Genomic DNA, 18,918 nt, shown 5'->3' with positions numbered 1-18,918 from the left:
GGCACTACGCCGCTTTCTTCACAATGTGTGGTCCTGTCTCCAAAGACAGGACCTTCTCTGTCAACGCCGCATGCAATTGATACAAACGAGTTGTCATGGATCGCGGCGTGTTGTGAATCGACCCGGACAAAGTAAGACTGTTGTCCTCGCCGATTGGCAAATGGACCGAATAGGTGGGCACCCCGTTTAGAAGTGCATTTCTGTATTTGAACTCCAGTCCCGCGATATGTAACGTGACCTGGCTGATATGCGGGTCTTCGCACACGCGACTTAGTGCCTTCCAGCAGCCCTCCGCCGTGGATGCTGCCAGCAGTTCATGTTGAAGCTCCTGCACATTGATCTCGTCCGCAACGATGTTGCGAAGGGCGCCGTTGCGAAGCACGTGACGGACTGCGCGGAACTCGACGTATTCTAAGCGGCGGACACCAAGGAGGATAAAGATGATGAAGAAAACGACTACCACAATGTCGTATTCTCGCTTGCCGAAGCTCTGGAGCAAGGCAAGCGCGGCGAAGATCAAACAGCAACCATACAGAATCAGCGTGGCGTGTTTCGTGGAAAAGCCTAGTGCTAATACGCGATGGTGAATGTGACCGCGGTCCGCTTTGAAAATGGGCACACGCCGTAGGTAGCGACGACTGATCGCGAGTGTTACATCAATGAGCGGAAGCGCAAGGGCCAGAAGAGGACCAAGCAGGCCAAGGCCGTCGCTGTGACTCGTCCAAACCATGCCTAAGCAACCAAGAACAAACCCGATGGTTAAGCTGCCAGCATCTCCAAGGAAGACGGATGCAGGCGCAAAGTTGTACCGCAGGAATCCGAAAAGTGCACCAACGAGCGGCGCAGTGGCGAGCATCAGGCCGAAGTTATGGTGCAGTACAGCGACTGCCAGGGTTGTAACAGCGGCAAGCAGGCTTACGCCCGAGGCAAGACCATCCATTCCGTCAATCAGGTTCACGGCATTGGTACACGCCAACAACCAGACCACGCTGATGATCGCGCTCAGCCAGACAGGCGCGTGGGGTAGTGTCAGGTGCGCTCCAAGCAGTACCGCACACACCGCAGCCGCGCACTGCCCTAACAATTTGAAGCGTGGCCGCAGGTCAGCTAAGTCGTCTGCCACGCCTACCGCAAACATCAGAAGCGTGGCCGGCAGAACTGCCGTGAGCAGTACGCGATGCTGGATGTAAATTACTGCGCCTGCCGGCAACAGCAGGTAACCGCAGCCCAAAGAGACGGCGCAGGCCAACACAATCGCGATACCGCCCGAACGTGGCGTAGGACGCGCGTGTAGTTTGCGTATGTCGTCTGGTAAGTCGACGAGTCCGAATCTTAGGAACAGATTACGGATTACGGGCGTAAGAACCAGACATGCGAGAAACGAGGAGAAGACAAGCCCTGCAATAATCATGTTGCGCTCCCTTTAGGTAGCTTTGCCCCTAATGGCGAGTTGGAGTGGAGGTGCATGACGGTTTGTACCGCGTGCACCGGTTGACCTTCAAGAACAGACGCAATGCGAGCCGTCCCAACTGGAAGATCGTAATGTTCCATCAAAGCCTGGCGGGCACGCGCGCCTGCGGCATGCACCTCGTCTTTGTGGTCGGCAAGATATTGAAGTAGGCGGCTAAGACCCGCATGGTCTCCGTTGTCCACCTGCCACCCGCATTGGTGTTCCCGGATGTGGAGTGCTGGCGTGGCATCCGCAGGACCTACAAAAAGGATTGGCCGACCGGATGCCATGATCCCGTACACCTTGCTTGGCACGACCAGGCCTGAGCATGAGTCCTGCTGCAATACGAGACCGATATCTCCAACTGCGAGCCCCTCGTTCAACTGGTCGCGCGGCACGTATCCACGCTCTTCTACCGATTCAAGTCCGTAAGCCTTGACGAACTGTCTCAGCTCTTCCCTGCGGCTTCCACTGCCGACAAAGATAAAGCGGAATCGTGGATCGTCTTTCAGTTCCAAGGCGGCGAGAGCGAAGGTCCGGACGTCGTGAGCCAGACCGAGATTGCCCGAGTAGAGCAATGTCAGTTCGTCCGGATTTCCGGGACGCGGCAGCGGATGGATCTGGTCTCCGTTGGACCAGTTTTCCGTCAGGTGCATGTGGGTCGCCGGAATACCACGACGAACCAGACGGTGCGTCATGCACTTACCGAGCGAAAGTATGCCATCTGCATGTTTGCGTGAAGTGTCCGCGAGCCAGCCTACCGTCCGGTCGATAACACCGCGCGGCTTGATGTACCCCAAGTTCAACGCAACATCGGGATAAATGTCCTGTTCCCAGATGAAGTGCCTGGAACCGCGGAACACCTTCACCGCAGTACCAACCAGGGATACGAGTGGTGGCGTGGTGAGCGAAACCACCATGTCAAACCTTGGCAGGGTAAGTGCACGCACCAGCGCAAACGGGTAAAACGACAAGTAGGAGAGCACTCGGCCGATCTTCCCCCGAACGAACGGCAACCCGCTCACCCGGTGAATCGTTGCGGGCGGAGGTGCAGTAGAAGCAGCCTTGGCATAGCCACCCTTGCTGCAGATGACGTGAACTTCATGACCACGTGCAGCGAGTGTCGTGGTCAAGTCACTCATTTGTTGACTTGTCGCAGCAGAGTCCGGCCAGAAGAATTGATTCAGCAAAACGATTTTCACGCGAGCGTCCTTTCTGGTGTTGCGGTTGTTTCCGCAATCACGCGTTCACGAAGGTACGAGGCAGGATTTCCAGCGTAGATTTGGAAATCTGGAACAACACCGTTCACAACAGAACCTGCGGCAGCGATGGCGCCGCGGCCCAATACTGTTCCCGGTAAAAGCAAAGATCTGGCAGCGGCCCACGATCCGTCCATGCACTCGATCGGCCTGACGATCAGTCCGAAGGCGGGATCGCTCCAGTTGTGATTGCCCGTGCACAAGTAGGCTCCTTGCGACAAGCAAACGTCATTTCCCAACCGAACCTCAGTCAGGTTGTCGATCCAGCAGTCTTCCCCGATCCAGCAATCATTGCCGACGGTGAAAAACCACGGATGTTTTACGCGAACACCAGGCTTGATAACGACACCATCACCGATGGTGGAGCCGAAGGCCCGCAGCAGAAAAACCCGCATTCCGGACCATGGCAACCAGCCTGAGGCGACAAGTGGCTGGCCCAGAAAAAACCACGCCGTCCGCTTCCAAAAAGGACCTGGCCTGTACCAGGAATTGTCGTAAGTTTTGAGTCGTGCTGTCGGACGAGGCGTCATCGCACTACCTCGCTCAACGTGGGTTCGTTATCACCCAAACACCACCGGTAGACCTCGGCAATGCGCTCCGCCACGGAAGACCAGCTGTAGTTCTGCCGAATGAACTCGCGGCCAACCGCCCCAGTCGCAGCGTTCGCCTGCTTGCCTCGGCTAAGGATTTCGATCAGGGCATCGCTGATTGCGCCCGTCGCGGGCTCCATCAACCAACCCGCTCCGATCTGGGGCACCCAAGGCATGTTGCATTGAGGGGTAACCAGAACGGGAACACCAGCTCCCATGGCCTCCAGCACGCTCATGCTCAGACCTTCCGAGTGAGAAGGAAGGACCATGCACTCTGCTGCAGCGATTGCGCTCCATTTGTTCTCTCCAGAAAGCATGCCAGTGAAGGCAATGCTGTCCTGAACGCCTCGTGACGCGGCATCTTCTTGCAGAGCCGCGCCGAAGCCATCTGCGTCCGGTCCCGCAACGACCAGCACCGCATCCGGCGCCTTTGCGACAACGTCGCCCCAGGCGCGAACGAGCAGGTCGATACCTTTCTTCACGTGGAGCCTTGCCAGGAAGAGAACAATGCGCCGGCCGCGCAGCTCCGGATACCTGCTCAGGAACAGCTCCGGCGAGAGTTCGTCTGGAACGGACACACCATTCGGAATGACAACCGCCGGAGTGTTTGTGCCTCCGAAGTCACGACACTGAATCGCCTCGGCCTGCGTCAGGGCGTGCAAGCACCGTGCTTTGCGAACTACGTCGCGCTCAATCAAAGCGGAGTAAATGCGCTTCTTCAGCTTTCCATGATGCAGCGCCCACGGTTCTAACATGCCATGGCACGAGAGCACGTAAGGCTTATGCCATTGCAGGGCGGCGCGGGATGCTGCCGCGGACGTTACATCCCAAAGGCCGTGGATGTGGACGCCGTCGCAATGGCGAACCTCGGTTGCGAAGCGTGTTCGCACCGCGGCGTCACGCAGCCAACCAACCCTGCTGATTGGCCAGAAATGAATGCCGTTTGGATCGAGTCCCGACGGTCGGAACTCTTCTCCAGGTGCGCAGAACGCATCGACGCTCGTATCCACTTCTTGCGCATTTAAAGCATGCACGAGCGAAGGCACTACTGTGCTGATGCCACCGTATTTCGGCTGCATATGTGATAACACCTGCATCCATCGCCCTGTGGACAGTCTGGGAATGGCTTGCATTTGAAGTTCCGGTTCGAGTAGGCCGATCATGGGACCTGCCTCGCTAGATCCAAGCTGCCCATGGCCGAAGTCGTTGCAACGATGCGCGCGACTTCCCTTCCGAATGCTTCCGGGGAGTAGGCCTGAATCACTTGCCGGCTATATGCGCCCATATTCGACCTGGCTTCGGCACCGAGTGCTTCCATGCGTTGCATGCAGGCTGTGAGCTCATCCGCTACGTGTGGATCGAATACAAAGCCGTTCAAGCCTGCGTGCACCAGGTCATGAGCGCACCCGCAGCGATTGGAAACAAGAACGGGAAGACCGCTTGCCATCGCCTCGTTTACCACCAAGCCCCACGGCTCGCGCGTACTCGGCAAAACAAAGCAAGAAGCTGACGCGAAGTAAGGCAACAGCTCTTCTGAGGACTTCAACCCCGTGATGACGACGTCTGACTCGTAACCGGAGTCCTTTGCGAGCTGCTGCAGTACCGTTCTCTCCGGACCGTCTCCTGCCAGCACCAGCGACCACGTCCCTCCCTTGGCGCGGTAAGCCGTCCAGGCCTGCAACAAGCCCTGCACATTCTTTTCCGGCGAAAGGCGGCCAACAAACAGGAAGGCGTCCGGTGTGGTTGCCGAAGCCTTTGATGCTTCCGCGCGCAGGCGGCTTACACCTTCTTCGTACATGCGGTTGTCCACCACATCGTAGAAGCCTGCAATGCGATCTTCGGGAAAACGCAAGCTGCGAAGGTAGGTCACGTGATCCTTGCCGCCAGCGACCGCCCATTGGAATAGGACGCGCAGCAACGCACCTTTCGCCCACTCTTTTGTGGCAACGCGCACGTGGTCATAGCTGGCGCTCTCCGTCATCAACACGCTCGTCCGCCGATGCAGCCTGGCCCACAGCGCCGCCGCGATTGCGGGAAGCGTGTAGTAGCCGGGTACCAACACCGCCTGTGGCTGCAGAGCACTTAGCTTTTTCCAAACTGCCCAGGCGAGCGCCCACTTGTTCGCGCTCTGCCAGTCACCCTCCGGCAGCAGCGTGTCGACAGGCAGGTCCGCGGGTAGCGGCTGACGGAATTTCAGGCCCGCATGGACGCCAACTCCGCCCACCAACTCGATTCCGGCGGTTTGCCCCGCCAGTCCGGGTGCAGATAAAAGACCGCGGAAACGTGCCACATGGTACGCGTACCAATCGATCCAGATCACGGCCAACACACAGGGCTTTTTAGAGGAACGGTTTTCAGGCATGCTGGCGCGCCTCCACGGTTTCTGTATTCCAGGCAAATCGCCGCGCGATACGGCGACGGCTCCTGCGTCTCACTGCGGGCCGCTGTGCCCACTTCCACGCCAGCCAGCAGGGCACACCCAACTCAAGCGTGCGGAAAATCACGGCCTCCATGGTTTGCATGACCAGGTAAATGGAAAGCGCAGCAAGGATGACGTAAATCGAGGTCCAGGGTCCGCCAGCCAGCACGGCCTTCCGCCACACCGCCCCATAGCACCAGCCGAGAACGCCCATGAACGGGATCGCGAACCACCAGACTTCCAACCAAAGATCGGCGATGATGCCTGGAGCGGATCCAGGCGCGCCTTCCCACCCCAGGGTGTCGCCAAAACCTTCGCCGGTTCCGGCGTTGTGCAAGAGCTCCGGCACACCGAAATCCGCGTACTTCGTCGGCCAGACTGCCGTAGGAATGGGCCTGACGAGAAGCTGCGCGAGATACCGCCGCATCCAGAAGTAATGATCCCGGCGCTCCGAACTTAGAACAGTACCGGTGCCGTAAATGAACTCGTTGCCGGTTTGCGGCTTATCGACTATCTCCCCCACGTCTGTCTTCACATCGAAGTCGGACCCGAGATAGATACTTTGCCGGTTCGTTACTAGGAACAGCACAAGCCAACCAAGTAGAAGCCCACTGACCGCGGTGATCAGCACCGGCGGCCGTTTTCCGCGGGCAAAGAACCAGCCCATCATTACAACGACCGTGAAGCCGAAGGTTGGACCGCGCCGTCCCATGAGCACCGCACTGCACATCCAAGGCACGCCGAATGCGGCGATTGCAATCCAGGACGCGAGCTTTGGCCCCTTGGCGGCGAGCACTGTTACCGCAAGCAGAACTCCGACCAGCAGGAGCATGGCGCCATCGCGAACGTAGCCGCTATCGTCATAACCCCCGGCGTACGCCGTGCTGAATGCATTGACGATGCCGCCCACGTTGATGATTGTCACCATCCAGCACGCGAGGCCGACTGTGCCGAGCACAAAGGATGCGAGCAGCAGCCGGTTCATGACGCGCCGGCTGAATGCCAAAGGCTGTCCCGGCCGGAAGCGGCGGACGGAGAGCCCTGGCAGAACGCAGCACGCGACGAACGCGATGACACCCAGGGCATTTAGCAGCTGAACATGGACCAGTTCGCCTTTGTCGAAGAATCGTTCCAGACCGTCTTCCCGCAAAAGCTGAAAAGGCATCCACGCATACACCAGCAGCAGCATGGGAGCCAAATACATGATGGGATGGAAGACATCGCGGCTGCTGTCGAACGCCAGCAACATGCCGCCGATGGCTGCCACGACTACGACGACCAGGAGGAACTCAAACATGGCTTCCTCCCACAACTGAGCCTTTCCCCAGCCCACTCGCGCGAGACCGCAACTTCGCCACCAGTGCTTGCAAGGATTGCTTGGAAGGAAGCCAGCGATACCGCCGCCCAAGCAGAAACAGTGCAGCCGACGTGCCTGCCGCAACCAGCAACATTGCCAGCGTAAGCAGCCCCTCTTTACCCGGATGGCTGGCTCGCAGCAGAGCGAGCGACGCCAGCACCACACTCGCGAGCGCGCCAACGCCGTACACCAGCGCCATACCCTCTGGCAGCTGGTCACGACGATGCAGTGCGGAAAGCACAAGCGTGGAGGACAGCAGATGCGCCGCCAGCAGGATCGCCATACCTTGCCAGGCAGCGCCACCGTGCAGCAGTAACAGCGTGCCGGCCACGGCAACAAAGATTGCCCAGCCAGTGTTGATCGCGCCGGTCGTGCGCACGGAAACAATCGTCAGCCGCGCCGCCGCGGGTGCATTACCCATGTGAACCACAGCAACGGCTAAAGCCATGGCTGCTGTCAGCCCGGCGGCCCGGTATGTTGCTCCATACAGAAGCTGCAGCAGCCAGGGAGCGATTGCCATGCCCGCACAGCCAAGTACCAAAGCGACAGAGAGCGAGGCAAAACTGCACAACGCCATCACTCGGTGCGGCGTTCTCGCATCCGCGTCGTCAGGCGATGCCATTACGGCATAGCTGCCTTCGGTCATCAAACCTGGCGCAATGCCGGCCAGGTTACGCAACTGGCTTGCAATGGCAAAGAAGCTCATCTGCACCAGCGTTGTGTCCGACCGTGCGATGAGCGTTGTCAGCCACCAGCCCGCAAGGTTGGAACCGACCAGACCGGCAAGCTGAACAAAGCCGAAGCCCCAAACCTCGCGCAACATCGGGGCAAACCTGTACCGCTGCACTTCCCTGTCTTTCAGGCGCAGCTTGCTCGCAAAGAGCAGGCACAACAGGACGGCACCACCGGTTACGCAGCCCTGCGCCAGGATCATCCGCGACGGGTTATGCGCGGCAGCCGCCCAGGGCAGGAAGAGCAGCATGCCCCCGCCCACAAACACTGACAGCAGCAGCAATGCCGCGATGCGGCGCTGACCGACAAAGAAGCCACGAGCGCATTCCAGCACGATGATGCCTACCGCTGAAATAGAAGCCCATCGCAGAAGAGAGGTCAGGGAGTCTTTGCCCAGAAGGTGAGCGATCGGACCAGCCCCAAACCACAGGGCCGCTCCAGCCATCAGCGCAGACGCAAGCGAAACCACCGCCAGCACCCTTGCCAGGACCGCATACGATCCTGAGCCGTAGGGGTACTTGCCGGAAAACCGCGTTGCCGTTGCACCAATCCCGCCCGCGGCATACGTGGAAATGTTGTTGGCCGTGGAGATCGCGAGCGAATACGCCCCGAAGACCGGCGCACCGCCCAGGCGTGCCGCAAGGATATTGGCGAGAAACCCGGCACCGCGTTCCAGCATGACGCCGGTCGCCAGTGCAGCCGTGCCACTGACCAGATGGCCCTTCGTCTCAGAAGAAAGGCCGGTCGAGACGACGGGAACAACGGGCGCGCCGCCTTCCAGGTCCAGCGCCGCCGCCTCCGTCGCGATCAAGCTGTCCGCCGGCACTGTCACAAGCGGCACCTCCTCCAACGACACACAAGAACTCATGCCAGCGTCGTCTCCGATGCGGCGTCCTCGGTCTGATAGCGCGTGTACGAAGAGTAGTAGTTGGAGAGGCCTTCCCGCTCCGGAGCAAAGTCGTTCAGCACAGCGCCGACGAGCGGAATGCCGTCGCGGTCCAGCAGATCGCGAGCTGCCTGCGCTTGCTCCAAAGTCGTCGCACCCGCGCGGAAGACCAGAATGCCTCCGTCGCTCCGACCTCCCAAGATCCGGGCGTCCGTCATATGCAGCATCGGTGGCGTGTCGATCAGGATGATGTCGAATTCGCCCTCAACACGGGTCAGCAGCCGCTGCATGTTTTCGGAGTGAAGCAGTTGCACGGTGTCTTCACTGCCCCTGCCGGCGGGGATCATCCACAGATTGGGCGTTGCCGTCTCCTTGACGAAAAACGGCAGTGGCACCTTTTCAAGGTCCAACTCACCGCGCAACAGGTTGCGCAAACCGAAGTCCTCACGAATTCCAAACGAATGATGCAGCCGGGGCTTGCGCATATCTCCGTCGATCAGCAGCACGCGCATGCGCGACCGGCTCAGAGCCACGCCGATGTTCGACACGACGGTCGTCTTGCCTTCGCCATCAGCCGGACTGGTAATTACATAGGTGTGCGACCGCTGCGACATGTCCGCGAGCAGAATGGAGAAACTCGTGCTCCGATAAGCCTCCGCAACGATGGAAAATCGCTCGCCCCACCCTGTCATGGCAAGGGCATGTCCGGGCTTCGTGGAAGGACCCGAGCCGAATCGGCGGGCGGGCCAGCCCTTGGCTTTTGCAAACAACCCGTTGTCTGTCGGGGACACAGCCCGCGGGATGACTCCAAGCTCCTGAATCTCCAGTAACTGCGGAACCTGTCCCGGGGTGCGAAGGATACGTCGCGCCCTGTTAGTGAACAGGAAGAATGCTGCACTGCCAAAACCACCCAGCACCAACCCTGCGATGCCGCTCAACACCGGGCGCGGCGAGATCGGCACGATGGGAAGAGCTGCGGCATCAACCACTCGCATTGTGGACGCCTGCATTGCCGAAGCGAAGCCTGCTTCTTTTGCCCGCTGCAGCATTGTTTGATAAAGCTGCTGTTCCGATTCCACCTCACGCCGCAGCAGGCTGACCTGCGAAGCCTTTTGCAAATCCGTAGACACAGTCGCCAGCTGCGCATCATAGGCAACCTTCAGCAGCTGTTCCCGATGGCGCGCCGCCGATAATTCATTGTTTTGCCGGCCCGAACTGGTCGACTGCGAAGCGGCAAGCCCCTGTTCTGCATCCGCAAGCTGCGCACGCAGACGAATCATCTTCGGGTTTGCCTCTGTCAGGGGAGAGGCACTTAGCTTGCTTTTCAGGTCGGCAATTTGAGTTTGGTACTGCCGATATATGGGGTTGTCCATGACGTTGGGAAGCGTGTCAGCGGTGGCCGTGCGCGCCACATTCGCCTCGGCTTCCTTCTGCATGCGGTCAGCTTGCGCACGCACCAGCTCCGTTTGCAGTTCGCGCAGTCTTTCCTCACCCGTGGATGAGGTGTCCTGGCTCAGCATCAGCCCATTTCCGTCGACAGCGGCCGCCAGCTTCTGCTGTGACTCCGTCGCCTTTGCCTTGATGTCGGCGAGCTGACGTGTTAACCAGACGCTGGTACTTTTCGCCTCATCCGACCGGGTCTCCACGTCCTCATCCTTGTACTCGCGGATCAGGCGGTTGCAAAAGGTCTGCGCCACCGTGGGGTCCCATGACTCACACCGCAACTCCACCAGCAGGGTGACGCCGAGTGGCTTGATCTCGACCCTTCGCGCCGCATCGTCTACGACGGTAGCGTAGGGGATCGCCTCAGAGCCGGGCAGATGCAGCGCACGCATCGTGCGTGAAAGCATGTCCATCTTCTGTACCGTCGCCGGGTGCGGATCACGCAGAAGAGATACCACCGTACGAGCAGAAAGCGTATCGCTCTGGAGCAGTTTGATCTGGGTTTGCTGGGCCGTTTCATTGCTTTCCATGCCGACCCGCGATACCTCACGGATGTTCATGAAGTCGCCGTTGATGCCTTGCACGTTGATCGAGGCGCGCGCGCGGTACAGCGGCCGCGAGGCGATCGTACTCAGAAGCGCCAGAATCAATCCCGCGATGGCGCACAAAAAGATGGTCAGCCGGTGCCGTCGCAGCAAGGACCCGTATTCCGCCAGCACGCTCTCCTGCTCCGGCGCGGCAACAGGCTCCTGAGCCACAACGGGACGAGGCCTGCGCGGTTCTGAAGTGATGACCCTTGAACGTTCGTGTTTTTGTAATTCCATAAAATCCTCGTCGCCGCTCTGCCGTTGTCGTTCCTAGCGGTAAATCGCTGCGGCCGTTGAAACCCCGATGGCCGCTTCGAGGGCACGCTTCGACGAAGCTTTCCACGCGCTGTTGGGAATAAAGAGAATGTCGTTGGCGAAGAGAGGCTGATCCGGTTCCTTGCCGGCCAAAATCCGGCTTGCGTCCACCTTGATCTCCTTCGCAGGAGCGTTTTCCTCAACCTTGCGCAGAATGCGCGCATGGCTTGCGGCTGCATTGGGAGTGAAGCCTTCTGCCAGGGTGACGGCTTGCAACACCGTCATGGATGGGTGTGAGGCCAGGGAGAAGCCGCCTGCCCTGCGTACATTGCCCAGAACGTAAATGACTTCAGCCTTCGGCACGGTGATCACGTCGTCTGGCTGGATCAGAATGTTGTCGCTTGGGCGGCTGCCGGAGGTGAGTGCATTTAAAGAGATGTGAACGATGCTGGACGACCCGCTCTTCTCTGTTTGCAAACCAGCGACGGACAGAGATCCGCGGTCGGTTTGCCGTGTCACCACCACGGTAGCGCCCGCATCCGGTGCGGTTCCGCCGGCAAGCGACAGCACATCCACCAGGTGCTTGGGGCTGGTCATCTGGTACACGCCCGCATGCGTGACAGAGCCAAGGACAGATACGGGACGGCTCTCATATTCAGCGACGTTTACCGTGACCTGTGGATCGGTCACATACTTCGCGAACTTCGTCTGCAGAGCCGCTCGCAGCTGCTCAGGCGTCAGTCCGGCCGCTTGCACAGTTCCCACCAGAGGAAGGTCAATCTGACCAACAGGATCAATGCGGATGGGCCGGTCTGGAAGATTGTCGACGTCAGCGACCATAATCCGGACCTGGTCTCCGGGTCCGAGGCTGTACTCGGCGCTTGGAGCCTCCCGGCGCTGGAGAGTCGCCTGCCCAAAAGCTTCCGCTACACACGACAAGCGCAGCAAAGCAAACAGCAACAGTAGCGCAAAAAACCTTTTCTTGTCCAAATCCAGCATTGCCATATCGCTCTCTGTACGAGGTCACCTGTAGTTTTAGATGGGTCTTGTACTTGAATTGACGGTGATAAACGACAGAACGGGTGCTTAGCTGACGGTAGTAAGCGACAGCGTTTTTCGACTCTCAATAATTCAAGAATTGTGAGCGGCTTGGGCCGTCGCGAGAACCATTGGAGCGCAATGCGAACTGTCTTATGTGTTACACATCTAGGCTGGAGAGGGGGCTGCCATGAGTGAAATGTCGCAGGTGTCGCAGCTTGGCATACCACCTCACGCGATCAAACTGCTTGCGTATGTCCATTTGCGAAACATTCATGGATCAACGGGAGCCGGTAGAACGGCCCGGCAGATTACTGAGCACCTCGCGGACAGGCCTGATATCGAGCTTCGCGTGCTGGCGGACGCGAACGATAAACAACGGGTCCTTCCACTTGTGAAAGAGCCTTGGCAAAAGTTCCGTTATCACACGTTTGCCAGCGACACTTCCAAACAGCAGGCCCGGTGGTTTCTTACCGATCGTCCCGTGGCCGAAACTTACTGGCCTGATGCGGAAGTTGTCTATTGCACGGGCGAGTCCTATGTTCCGGCTAACAAGGCGAAGCTTGTGGTCACGGCCCACGATGCAAGCTACTTTGAAGCAAACGCACATCGGCGAGATATTGCATATTGGAAAACGCGATCTAAGTGGGCATTACTCTTCAAGAAACTGGAGCGGAAGGTAGATATCTTCCACACCGTCTCGCAGTTTTCGGCAGAGCGCCTTGCACATCACTTTCCTGGCATTGCCTCGCGCATACGAACCGTCTACAACGGAGTCACGCCTCATTTCTTCGACCCCGTCAGCGCTGAGGGGAACGCCTACATTCAGCAGCAGCACCTGGCAGACCGCCCATTCGTCCTTATCCCAGGCGGGCTGCACTACCGCAAAAACGCCGAACTCATTCTGGCCGTTGTTCCCTTGCTTCTGAAGCGCTTCCCTGATCTGGTGGTCGCAGTCGTGAACCACACAGACCCTCATTACGCCTCACAGACGAGCAATTTCGGCGAGCGCTTCCGCTTGCTCGGCTTTGTATCCGATGAAGCACTGCATGCGCTGTATGCAACGGCCACCGTGGTCTGGTATCCGTCACGGTATGAGGGGTTCGGCTTGCCCATCGTCGAAGCCATGGCGTGCGGTGGAGCAGTTCTGGGCAGCAACAGTTCCTCCATCCCGGAAATTGCAGGCGATGCCGCCCTGCTTGCCGACCCGGCATCGTCGACCGCACACTTGGCAGCGTTAAGTGGCATGCTGGAAGATGACGTCGCGCGGAAGCGCTATGCAGAAGCTGGCCGCCAGCGGGCGCGCCTTTTCACCTGGGAGCGCTGTGCGTCGGAACTGCACGACCACTTTGCCGCTCTTCTATAAGGTGCCTGCTACGATGCCGAGTCCAGAGGAAGCCATTCACACGAGCGCCACTAGCCGCAATGCATCCCCGGCAGCGGCCCCACCGCTTTCCGCGAACGAACCGACACGAGTCGTCGTTGTGCACGGGGGTGCTCGCGACAATTACCAGCTAGCGCTCGCACTGCAAGAACACGGCATGCTGGAGGCATTCGTGACCGACCTGTTCTGGCCTCAGGACGCGGCCTGGGCCAGACTTCTGGAACGTACCTTGCCGGAACGGGTAAAGACGTTGCTACGCCAGCGCAGCCAGGTTGGCTTGCCGGCGGTCAGAATCCAGCAGACAGCCATGAGCGGTTTTCTCGCCCACATCGCAGATCGTTTATCCGTTCTGCCGTTTTCCACCCGCCGCGCCATCCGCCGCCTTTCGGATGCACGGCTGGGCCAATTCGCCGGCAATCTGGCCCGTCGCACGGGCACTGGCCTGGTCAGCTATAGCTACTACGGGTATCAGGCGTTCCGCGCATATCGCAAGCCCGCCATCCTCTTTCAGCTTCATCCTCATCCAGAGACGATGCGCCACATCCTGCAGCAGGAACTCGCGGAACATCCAGAGTGCGCGGCATCCCTCAATTTGGAATGGGAACTGGCGCTGCCGCCGGCAGACTTTCAACGTCTCGTGGACGAATCACACAGCGCATCGCATTACCTCGTCGCCTCCAGCTTTACGCGGCAAAGCCTGATCGATCACGGCGTGTCCCCGGGCGCAATCGACGTCATTCCATACGGAGTCGATCTCCAGCGGTTCCGGCCGCTTCCTGTCAAGGCGGCTTCTGACGCCACCCTGCAGCTACTCTTCGTCGGCCGCATTAACCAGCGCAAAGGCCTGAGCTACCTTCTTGAAGCGTTGAAGCTGCTGGCAGGAAAAGATGTTCACCTGACAATCTGCGGGCGCGTGGTGGACGATCTGCAAATCTTCGCCCCGTTCGCAAACCAGGTCACGATCCGTCCGTCGGTGAGTGCGGAAGAACTCGTTCTGGCTTATCAAACTGCTGATCTGTTCGTCTTCCCTTCAGTCGGAGAAGGTTTCGGCCAAGTCCTGTTGGAAGCAATTGCGTGCGGCCTGCCCGTCCTGTCGACAACCCACACGGCCGCACCGGACCTGATCGAAGACGGAGTGCAGGGCTTCATCGTGGAGCCTCGCCGGCCCGATCTGCTGGCGGACCGAATCACCTGGGCTTTAACGCATCGCGAGGACCTGGCCGAGATGGGGCGCAACGCGAGACTGCGCGCGGAGCAGTTTCCCTGGACGAAGTTCCGGACCAGGTGCGCTCAGGCGATTCAGAGAGCCCAGCAACTCAGCGCTGGCGCGCCTCTTTACGAGCCCGCGCAGTCTACGCATCCGTAGCAAACAATGCGATTCGCGGTGCTGACCGCGGTTCGCCGCATTGTTGCGCCTCACCTCGTCCTTTTTGGCCGCCAGGCAGGAGCTTGCCAGCTCTTTCACCTCACGCGCGGCGTGGGCGGCAATGTCTTTGCACTTGCAAAGGGCAGACGCGTATAGCGTGACCAGGGCCAAAGCCAAAACGCACTGGACGAAGAGAACACGGTAGCCGTAGAACTCCTGCACAGTGTGCAAGAGCGAGTGCGCGTCGATCATCGATCATTGGCAGCGTTTACCATTGCCCCTGACAGCTAATGGGTGCGCCGCCTCATTGTCAACAGCCCCGCGCCGACCAGGAGAAGACTGCATCCATGAAGACCCCCGCAACGGCCGAGACCCGCACGGCAACGCACACTTCCAGGCGCACCTTTTTGCGGCAATCTGCTCTGGCGGCGTCAGCGGCGGGACTCGTTCGACTCCCTCTTCATGGGCAGGCGATGCAGGTGGACGCCCACATTGAGGTGATGCCTGCCGAAACGATCGGCGTCATCTCTCCAGAAATCTACTCGCACTTTATCGAGCACCTGGGTGGCGTTATCTATGACGGCGTGTGGGTCGGTGAACGATCTAAAATCCGAAACGTCAACGGCATTCGCAAAGACTTCATCGACACCATGCGGGCGGTACAAGCGCCCGTTCTGCGCTGGCCAGGAGGGTGCTTTGCCGATTCATACGATTGGCACGACGGTCTAGGCCCTCGTGATAAGCGGCGTGCACGCGCGGCATTCTGGGACCAGCAGGATTCCAATCAATACGGCCTGCACGAGTTCATGCACACCTGCCGGCTGATTGGCTGCAAACCTTACCTGGCGGCGAACCTACGCGGGCAGCCCGCGAAGGAGCTCATCGAAGAGATCGAGTACTGCAACGCGCCCGCAGGCAACATTCCCTCGAATTCGGCCGCACCCGCTATGCCCGACAGCCTGGCCACCATGCGCGCGGCAAACGGCGACGCCGAGGCCTTCAACGTAGAACTGTGGGGCATTGGCAACGAGAGCTGGGGATGCGGCGGCACCATGACCCCAGAAGAGTATGCCGCGGCATTCCGCCGTTACACCGCGTGGACACCGGATTACGGTAAGCCCATGCGCTTCGTCGCGGTCGGTCCCAACGGCGATGACGTGGATTGGACCACGCGTTTGTTCAAATCCCTCTATGCGAACCCGGAGCGGCGTAAACTGTGGGGCCTTTCCATCCACTACTACACGTCGGGCTCCGCGCAAAAGTTCGCAGCGGGTGACGCGCTGAACTTCTCAGACGACGAATACTACGACCTGCTGACCCGCGGCAGTCTGATGGACAAGGTCGTAACCGACCATTGGCGCGCCATGGGCGACACGCCGGGCCAGCCGAACGTGAAGCTGGTTGTGGATGAGTGGGGTGCGTGGTACGGCAAAGGGACGCAGCTTGGTCCGAACTACAACCTGTCGCAGCAGTCCACAATGCGCGACGCGCTGCTGACAGGCATTACGTTCGACATCTTTCAACGCAACGCTGACAAAGTGGCGGTGGCCGCCGTCGCGCAAAGCGTGAACTGTATCCACTCGCTCATGCTGGCGCAGGAAGATCGCTTCTGCGTCACGCCGACCTTCCACGTCTTCCGCATGTACCTGCCACATCATGGCGCAACGGCAGTACGCACCGAGTTCACGGCATCGTTGATCGACAATCCGCTCGGCGATACGCCGATCCAGGTAGGCGGCAACAGCTACATCGGCCAGTTGGCGCCGGTGAAGACGTTGGCCGGCCTGAGCGGTTCGGCATCGCTCGCCGCCAACGGCAATGGCAAGCTGCTGACGTTGACGGTGGTCAACCCGCATCTGCAGAAACCGATGACCACGGAAATCGCCGTGCGAGGTGCGTCCGTCGCAGCAGCTACGGGAAGCGTGCTGAGATCGCATGACGTCCACGACCATAACGACTTCGCGCATCCGGAAACGGTAAAGACTGCACCCGCCGCAGTAGGCGCTGTCTCCGGCGGCCGCCTCGTCCACACCTTTCCACCAGCCAGCGTGACAACTCTGCAGATCACTCTTGGATAAGTGAGGCCAATCTACTTGGCTGTATCTCGCTACGGCGACTCCTGATCGCTTAGGTCTTGAGGCCGGCTAAGCGTAACCCAGCCGTCACGATGGAGCTGATTCATTAATTCGCCAGCAAGCATGGAAACATCGAAGGCTTCATGCAAGCCGAACTCTTCGCGAAGACACGAAGCGATCCTGTCTAGCTGATTGTCCAGCACGGTCGCGAGAAATGCGGAGATCCGATGCAGCTTTACATTCTGTTCACTGTCGGCACGCGTGGCATAGAAGCACTGCGCTGTTACGGGCTCCTCTTCAGCCGCAGTGGCTTTCAGCAGCGATGCTAAATCGTAATTCAGCTCAACTACGCGGACGTGATCCGCGAGTCGTGGTTCTCCCGACTCTGACACAGTAGGCGATAACTCGCGCGCTAAGATCAGTGTTCTTTCTACGTGCAGCAAAGCTCCCACAACCGGATCGGCCCGCAGTTCTCCAGTACCCATAAAATCGAGGAAGTCGGATCGTGACGCGGCACTTGCGTAGTATCGACGTAAATCTCCTGAACCTTCTAACGCGTAACTCTCTCCCCTCCAGGCCAACCACTGCTTGTGGAAGTGCAGCAACTCTACCCTTTGCGCAATCGCGCAAAGAAGCCAACGGTAGTGTTCCACCGCCATGCTCAAGAACTCGCGAAGATGGAACAGTGTTCGCAAGTCGAGCCCCGGAGCCGGCAGCGTGTAGAAGTTCGGAAAGATTTCCGGATGCATTCGAATCAGATCGGTGTCTTCATCCGCCAGGCGGAGGCCCTGGTGCGACATACTCGAACTGAAATCCGCGAATGTCAGATGATCCCCATATTCGGTGTGAAGTGCCGTCCCGGCAAGCGGTGCAAGCAGATTGAGTTGCGGGTGCGAATCTACGCATCGAGCTGACTTCATATAGATGCGAAGTGTGTCTGCAACATCCGTCCAGTTCTCCTCCGGGAAGCCGACGATCAATGACGCGGTGGTACGAATGCCAAGCCGCTCACAGGTATCCAGCACCCGTTCAGCTTTTGCAGGGTCCAGGTCTTTGTCGATGATGCGTTGCATACGCACCGAACCTGACTCAATGCCGAAGAAGAGGCCGCGGCAACCGCTCGCCGCCATGTGCTGCAGCAGTTCGTCATCCACACAATCCGTTCGAGCGCTGCAATCCCACGTGAACTCCTCCCCAGCGCCGCGCATGACGTCGCAAAAGGCGATCACCCGTTTGCGATCGACAGTGAACATGTCGTGCACCAGTTCGAAATGACGAATTCCATATTGTTCGGAGATCGATCGCATCTCCGCCAGCACACGCTCTGGCGACCGCAAACGGAAACGCCTGCGGAAAAAGTCGTTTGTCGAGCAAAAGGTGCAGGAGAACGGACATCCGCGGCCCAGCTCAATCGAGGCAGACTTGCTGTTTTGAAGGTATTTGCTGAGGTGATACGCCGCCGCAGGCAAAGTGTCGAGATCGTCGATGACCGCAGCGTTTGCAGTTCTCCGCACGTGCGCACCATCGCGGTACGTCAGCCCTGGGACGTCCGAAAATCGGGAGTCACCGAACAACTGGTCAACGAAAACTGGTAACGATTTCTCGACTTCACCGCGCAGAACGAAGTCGACTGCGGGAAATTTCTGCAGGACTGCTTCGTCCACCACCGACGCCTGTGGTCCCCCAAATAAAATGGTCGCGTACGGGCGCAATTGCTTGACTGCAGTTGCCACGCGCAAACTCAGCGGAAACGTGCTGCAGATGGAGCTGAAACCATACACATCTGCATTGGTGCGAACGGCAACTTCCGCTAAGTGATGTGCAAACTCATCAATCCGTCTCTCATCGACACTCGCAGCAAAACGGAGATATTCCGCGTTCACATCCAAGAGGTGTGGCTGGTCACCCCATTGCTCCAGAACCGCGGCCACATTCAAAATGCCAAGCTGCGGTTGTAGCGCGGCCTGCTGCACAGCCCTGCTCAGGATCTCTTCTCGGGCGCGAAACTCCGTGACTGTGGGGGCGGTGAACAAAGCAAAGTGCATGATCGTCAGCTTGCAAAACTTCTGGGTTCGAC

At 59.1% G+C, this 18,918-nt stretch carries 13 protein-coding genes; 3 read left to right on the top strand and 10 right to left on the bottom strand.

The features are described from left to right. Positions 1-4 precede the first annotated feature (4 nt). The 9 genes from ACOFKT_RS04960 to ACOFKT_RS04920 all read right to left on the bottom strand — a co-directional run bounded on the left by ACOFKT_RS04960 (position 5) and on the right by ACOFKT_RS04920 (position 11,977). Positions 5-1,411: a glycosyltransferase family 4 protein gene (locus ACOFKT_RS04960; RefSeq protein ID WP_419806314.1), complete on the bottom strand. Its 1,407-nt coding sequence runs from the start codon at positions 1,409-1,411 to the stop codon at positions 5-7. Continuing rightward, the gene (locus ACOFKT_RS04955) at positions 1,408-2,652 is read right to left on the bottom strand and encodes a glycosyltransferase family 4 protein (RefSeq protein WP_419806313.1); all 1,245 of its coding nucleotides are present in this window, start codon (positions 2,650-2,652) and stop codon (positions 1,408-1,410) included. Before ACOFKT_RS04955 ends, ACOFKT_RS04960 begins: the two co-directional genes overlap by 4 nt. After that, positions 2,649-3,239 (bottom strand): WcaF family extracellular polysaccharide biosynthesis acetyltransferase, encoded by a 591-nt coding sequence (locus ACOFKT_RS04950; RefSeq protein ID WP_419806312.1) that lies wholly within the window; start codon positions 3,237-3,239, stop codon positions 2,649-2,651. The genes ACOFKT_RS04955 and ACOFKT_RS04950 overlap by 4 nt, the downstream gene beginning before the upstream one ends. Beyond that, positions 3,236-4,378, bottom strand: coding sequence for a glycosyltransferase (locus ACOFKT_RS04945; RefSeq protein WP_419806311.1), 1,143 nt, complete (start codon positions 4,376-4,378; stop codon positions 3,236-3,238). The genes ACOFKT_RS04950 and ACOFKT_RS04945 overlap by 4 nt, the downstream gene beginning before the upstream one ends. A gap of 80 nt (positions 4,379-4,458) precedes the next feature. Then, positions 4,459-5,661 carry a glycosyltransferase gene (locus tag ACOFKT_RS04940; protein WP_419806310.1) on the bottom strand — a complete coding sequence of 401 codons (1,203 nt, stop codon included), beginning with the start codon at positions 5,659-5,661 and terminating at the stop codon, positions 4,459-4,461. Then, the gene (locus ACOFKT_RS04935; protein WP_419806309.1) at positions 5,654-7,015 is read right to left on the bottom strand and encodes a hypothetical protein; all 1,362 of its coding nucleotides are present in this window, start codon (positions 7,013-7,015) and stop codon (positions 5,654-5,656) included. The genes ACOFKT_RS04940 and ACOFKT_RS04935 overlap by 8 nt, the downstream gene beginning before the upstream one ends. Then, the gene (locus tag ACOFKT_RS04930; RefSeq protein ID WP_419806308.1) at positions 7,008-8,663 is read right to left on the bottom strand and encodes a lipopolysaccharide biosynthesis protein; all 1,656 of its coding nucleotides are present in this window, start codon (positions 8,661-8,663) and stop codon (positions 7,008-7,010) included. Before ACOFKT_RS04930 ends, ACOFKT_RS04935 begins: the two co-directional genes overlap by 8 nt. Before the next feature lie 8 nt (positions 8,664-8,671). Beyond that, positions 8,672-10,894, bottom strand: a complete 2,223-nt coding sequence (locus ACOFKT_RS04925) for a GumC family protein (protein WP_419806307.1) — start codon at positions 10,892-10,894, stop codon at positions 8,672-8,674. Positions 10,895-10,993: 99 nt separating this feature from the next. Then, positions 10,994-11,977, bottom strand: coding sequence for a polysaccharide biosynthesis/export family protein (locus ACOFKT_RS04920; protein WP_419807109.1), 984 nt, complete (start codon positions 11,975-11,977; stop codon positions 10,994-10,996). Between the two features lie 229 nt (positions 11,978-12,206). Here ACOFKT_RS04920 and ACOFKT_RS04915 point away from each other — a divergent pair, with 229 nt between their 5' ends. The 3 genes from ACOFKT_RS04915 (at position 12,207) to ACOFKT_RS04905 (ending at position 16,844) form a co-directional block, all read left to right on the top strand. Next, positions 12,207-13,382 (top strand): glycosyltransferase family 4 protein, encoded by a 1,176-nt coding sequence (locus tag ACOFKT_RS04915; protein WP_419806306.1) that lies wholly within the window; start codon positions 12,207-12,209, stop codon positions 13,380-13,382. Positions 13,383-13,395: 13 nt separating this feature from the next. Beyond that, complete coding sequence (locus tag ACOFKT_RS04910; RefSeq protein WP_419806305.1) at positions 13,396-14,766, top strand: glycosyltransferase family 4 protein; 1,371 nt, start codon at positions 13,396-13,398, stop codon at positions 14,764-14,766. 347 nt (positions 14,767-15,113) lie between these two features. After that, complete coding sequence (locus ACOFKT_RS04905) at positions 15,114-16,844, top strand: alpha-N-arabinofuranosidase (protein ID WP_419806304.1); 1,731 nt, start codon at positions 15,114-15,116, stop codon at positions 16,842-16,844. A 29-nt stretch (positions 16,845-16,873) separates the two neighbouring features. Here ACOFKT_RS04905 and ACOFKT_RS04900 read toward each other — a convergent pair whose 3' ends face one another. Continuing rightward, positions 16,874-18,886 (bottom strand): B12-binding domain-containing radical SAM protein, encoded by a 2,013-nt coding sequence (locus ACOFKT_RS04900; RefSeq protein ID WP_419806303.1) that lies wholly within the window; start codon positions 18,884-18,886, stop codon positions 16,874-16,876. Positions 18,887-18,918 lie beyond the last annotated feature (32 nt).

The organism is Terriglobus sp., from assembly GCF_965201105.1.
In the GTDB taxonomy this organism is placed as follows: Bacteria; Acidobacteriota; Terriglobia; order Terriglobales; family Acidobacteriaceae; genus Terriglobus.
The sequence above is the reverse complement of the archived record's forward strand: the minus strand, read 5'-3'. Positions and strand labels throughout refer to the sequence as shown.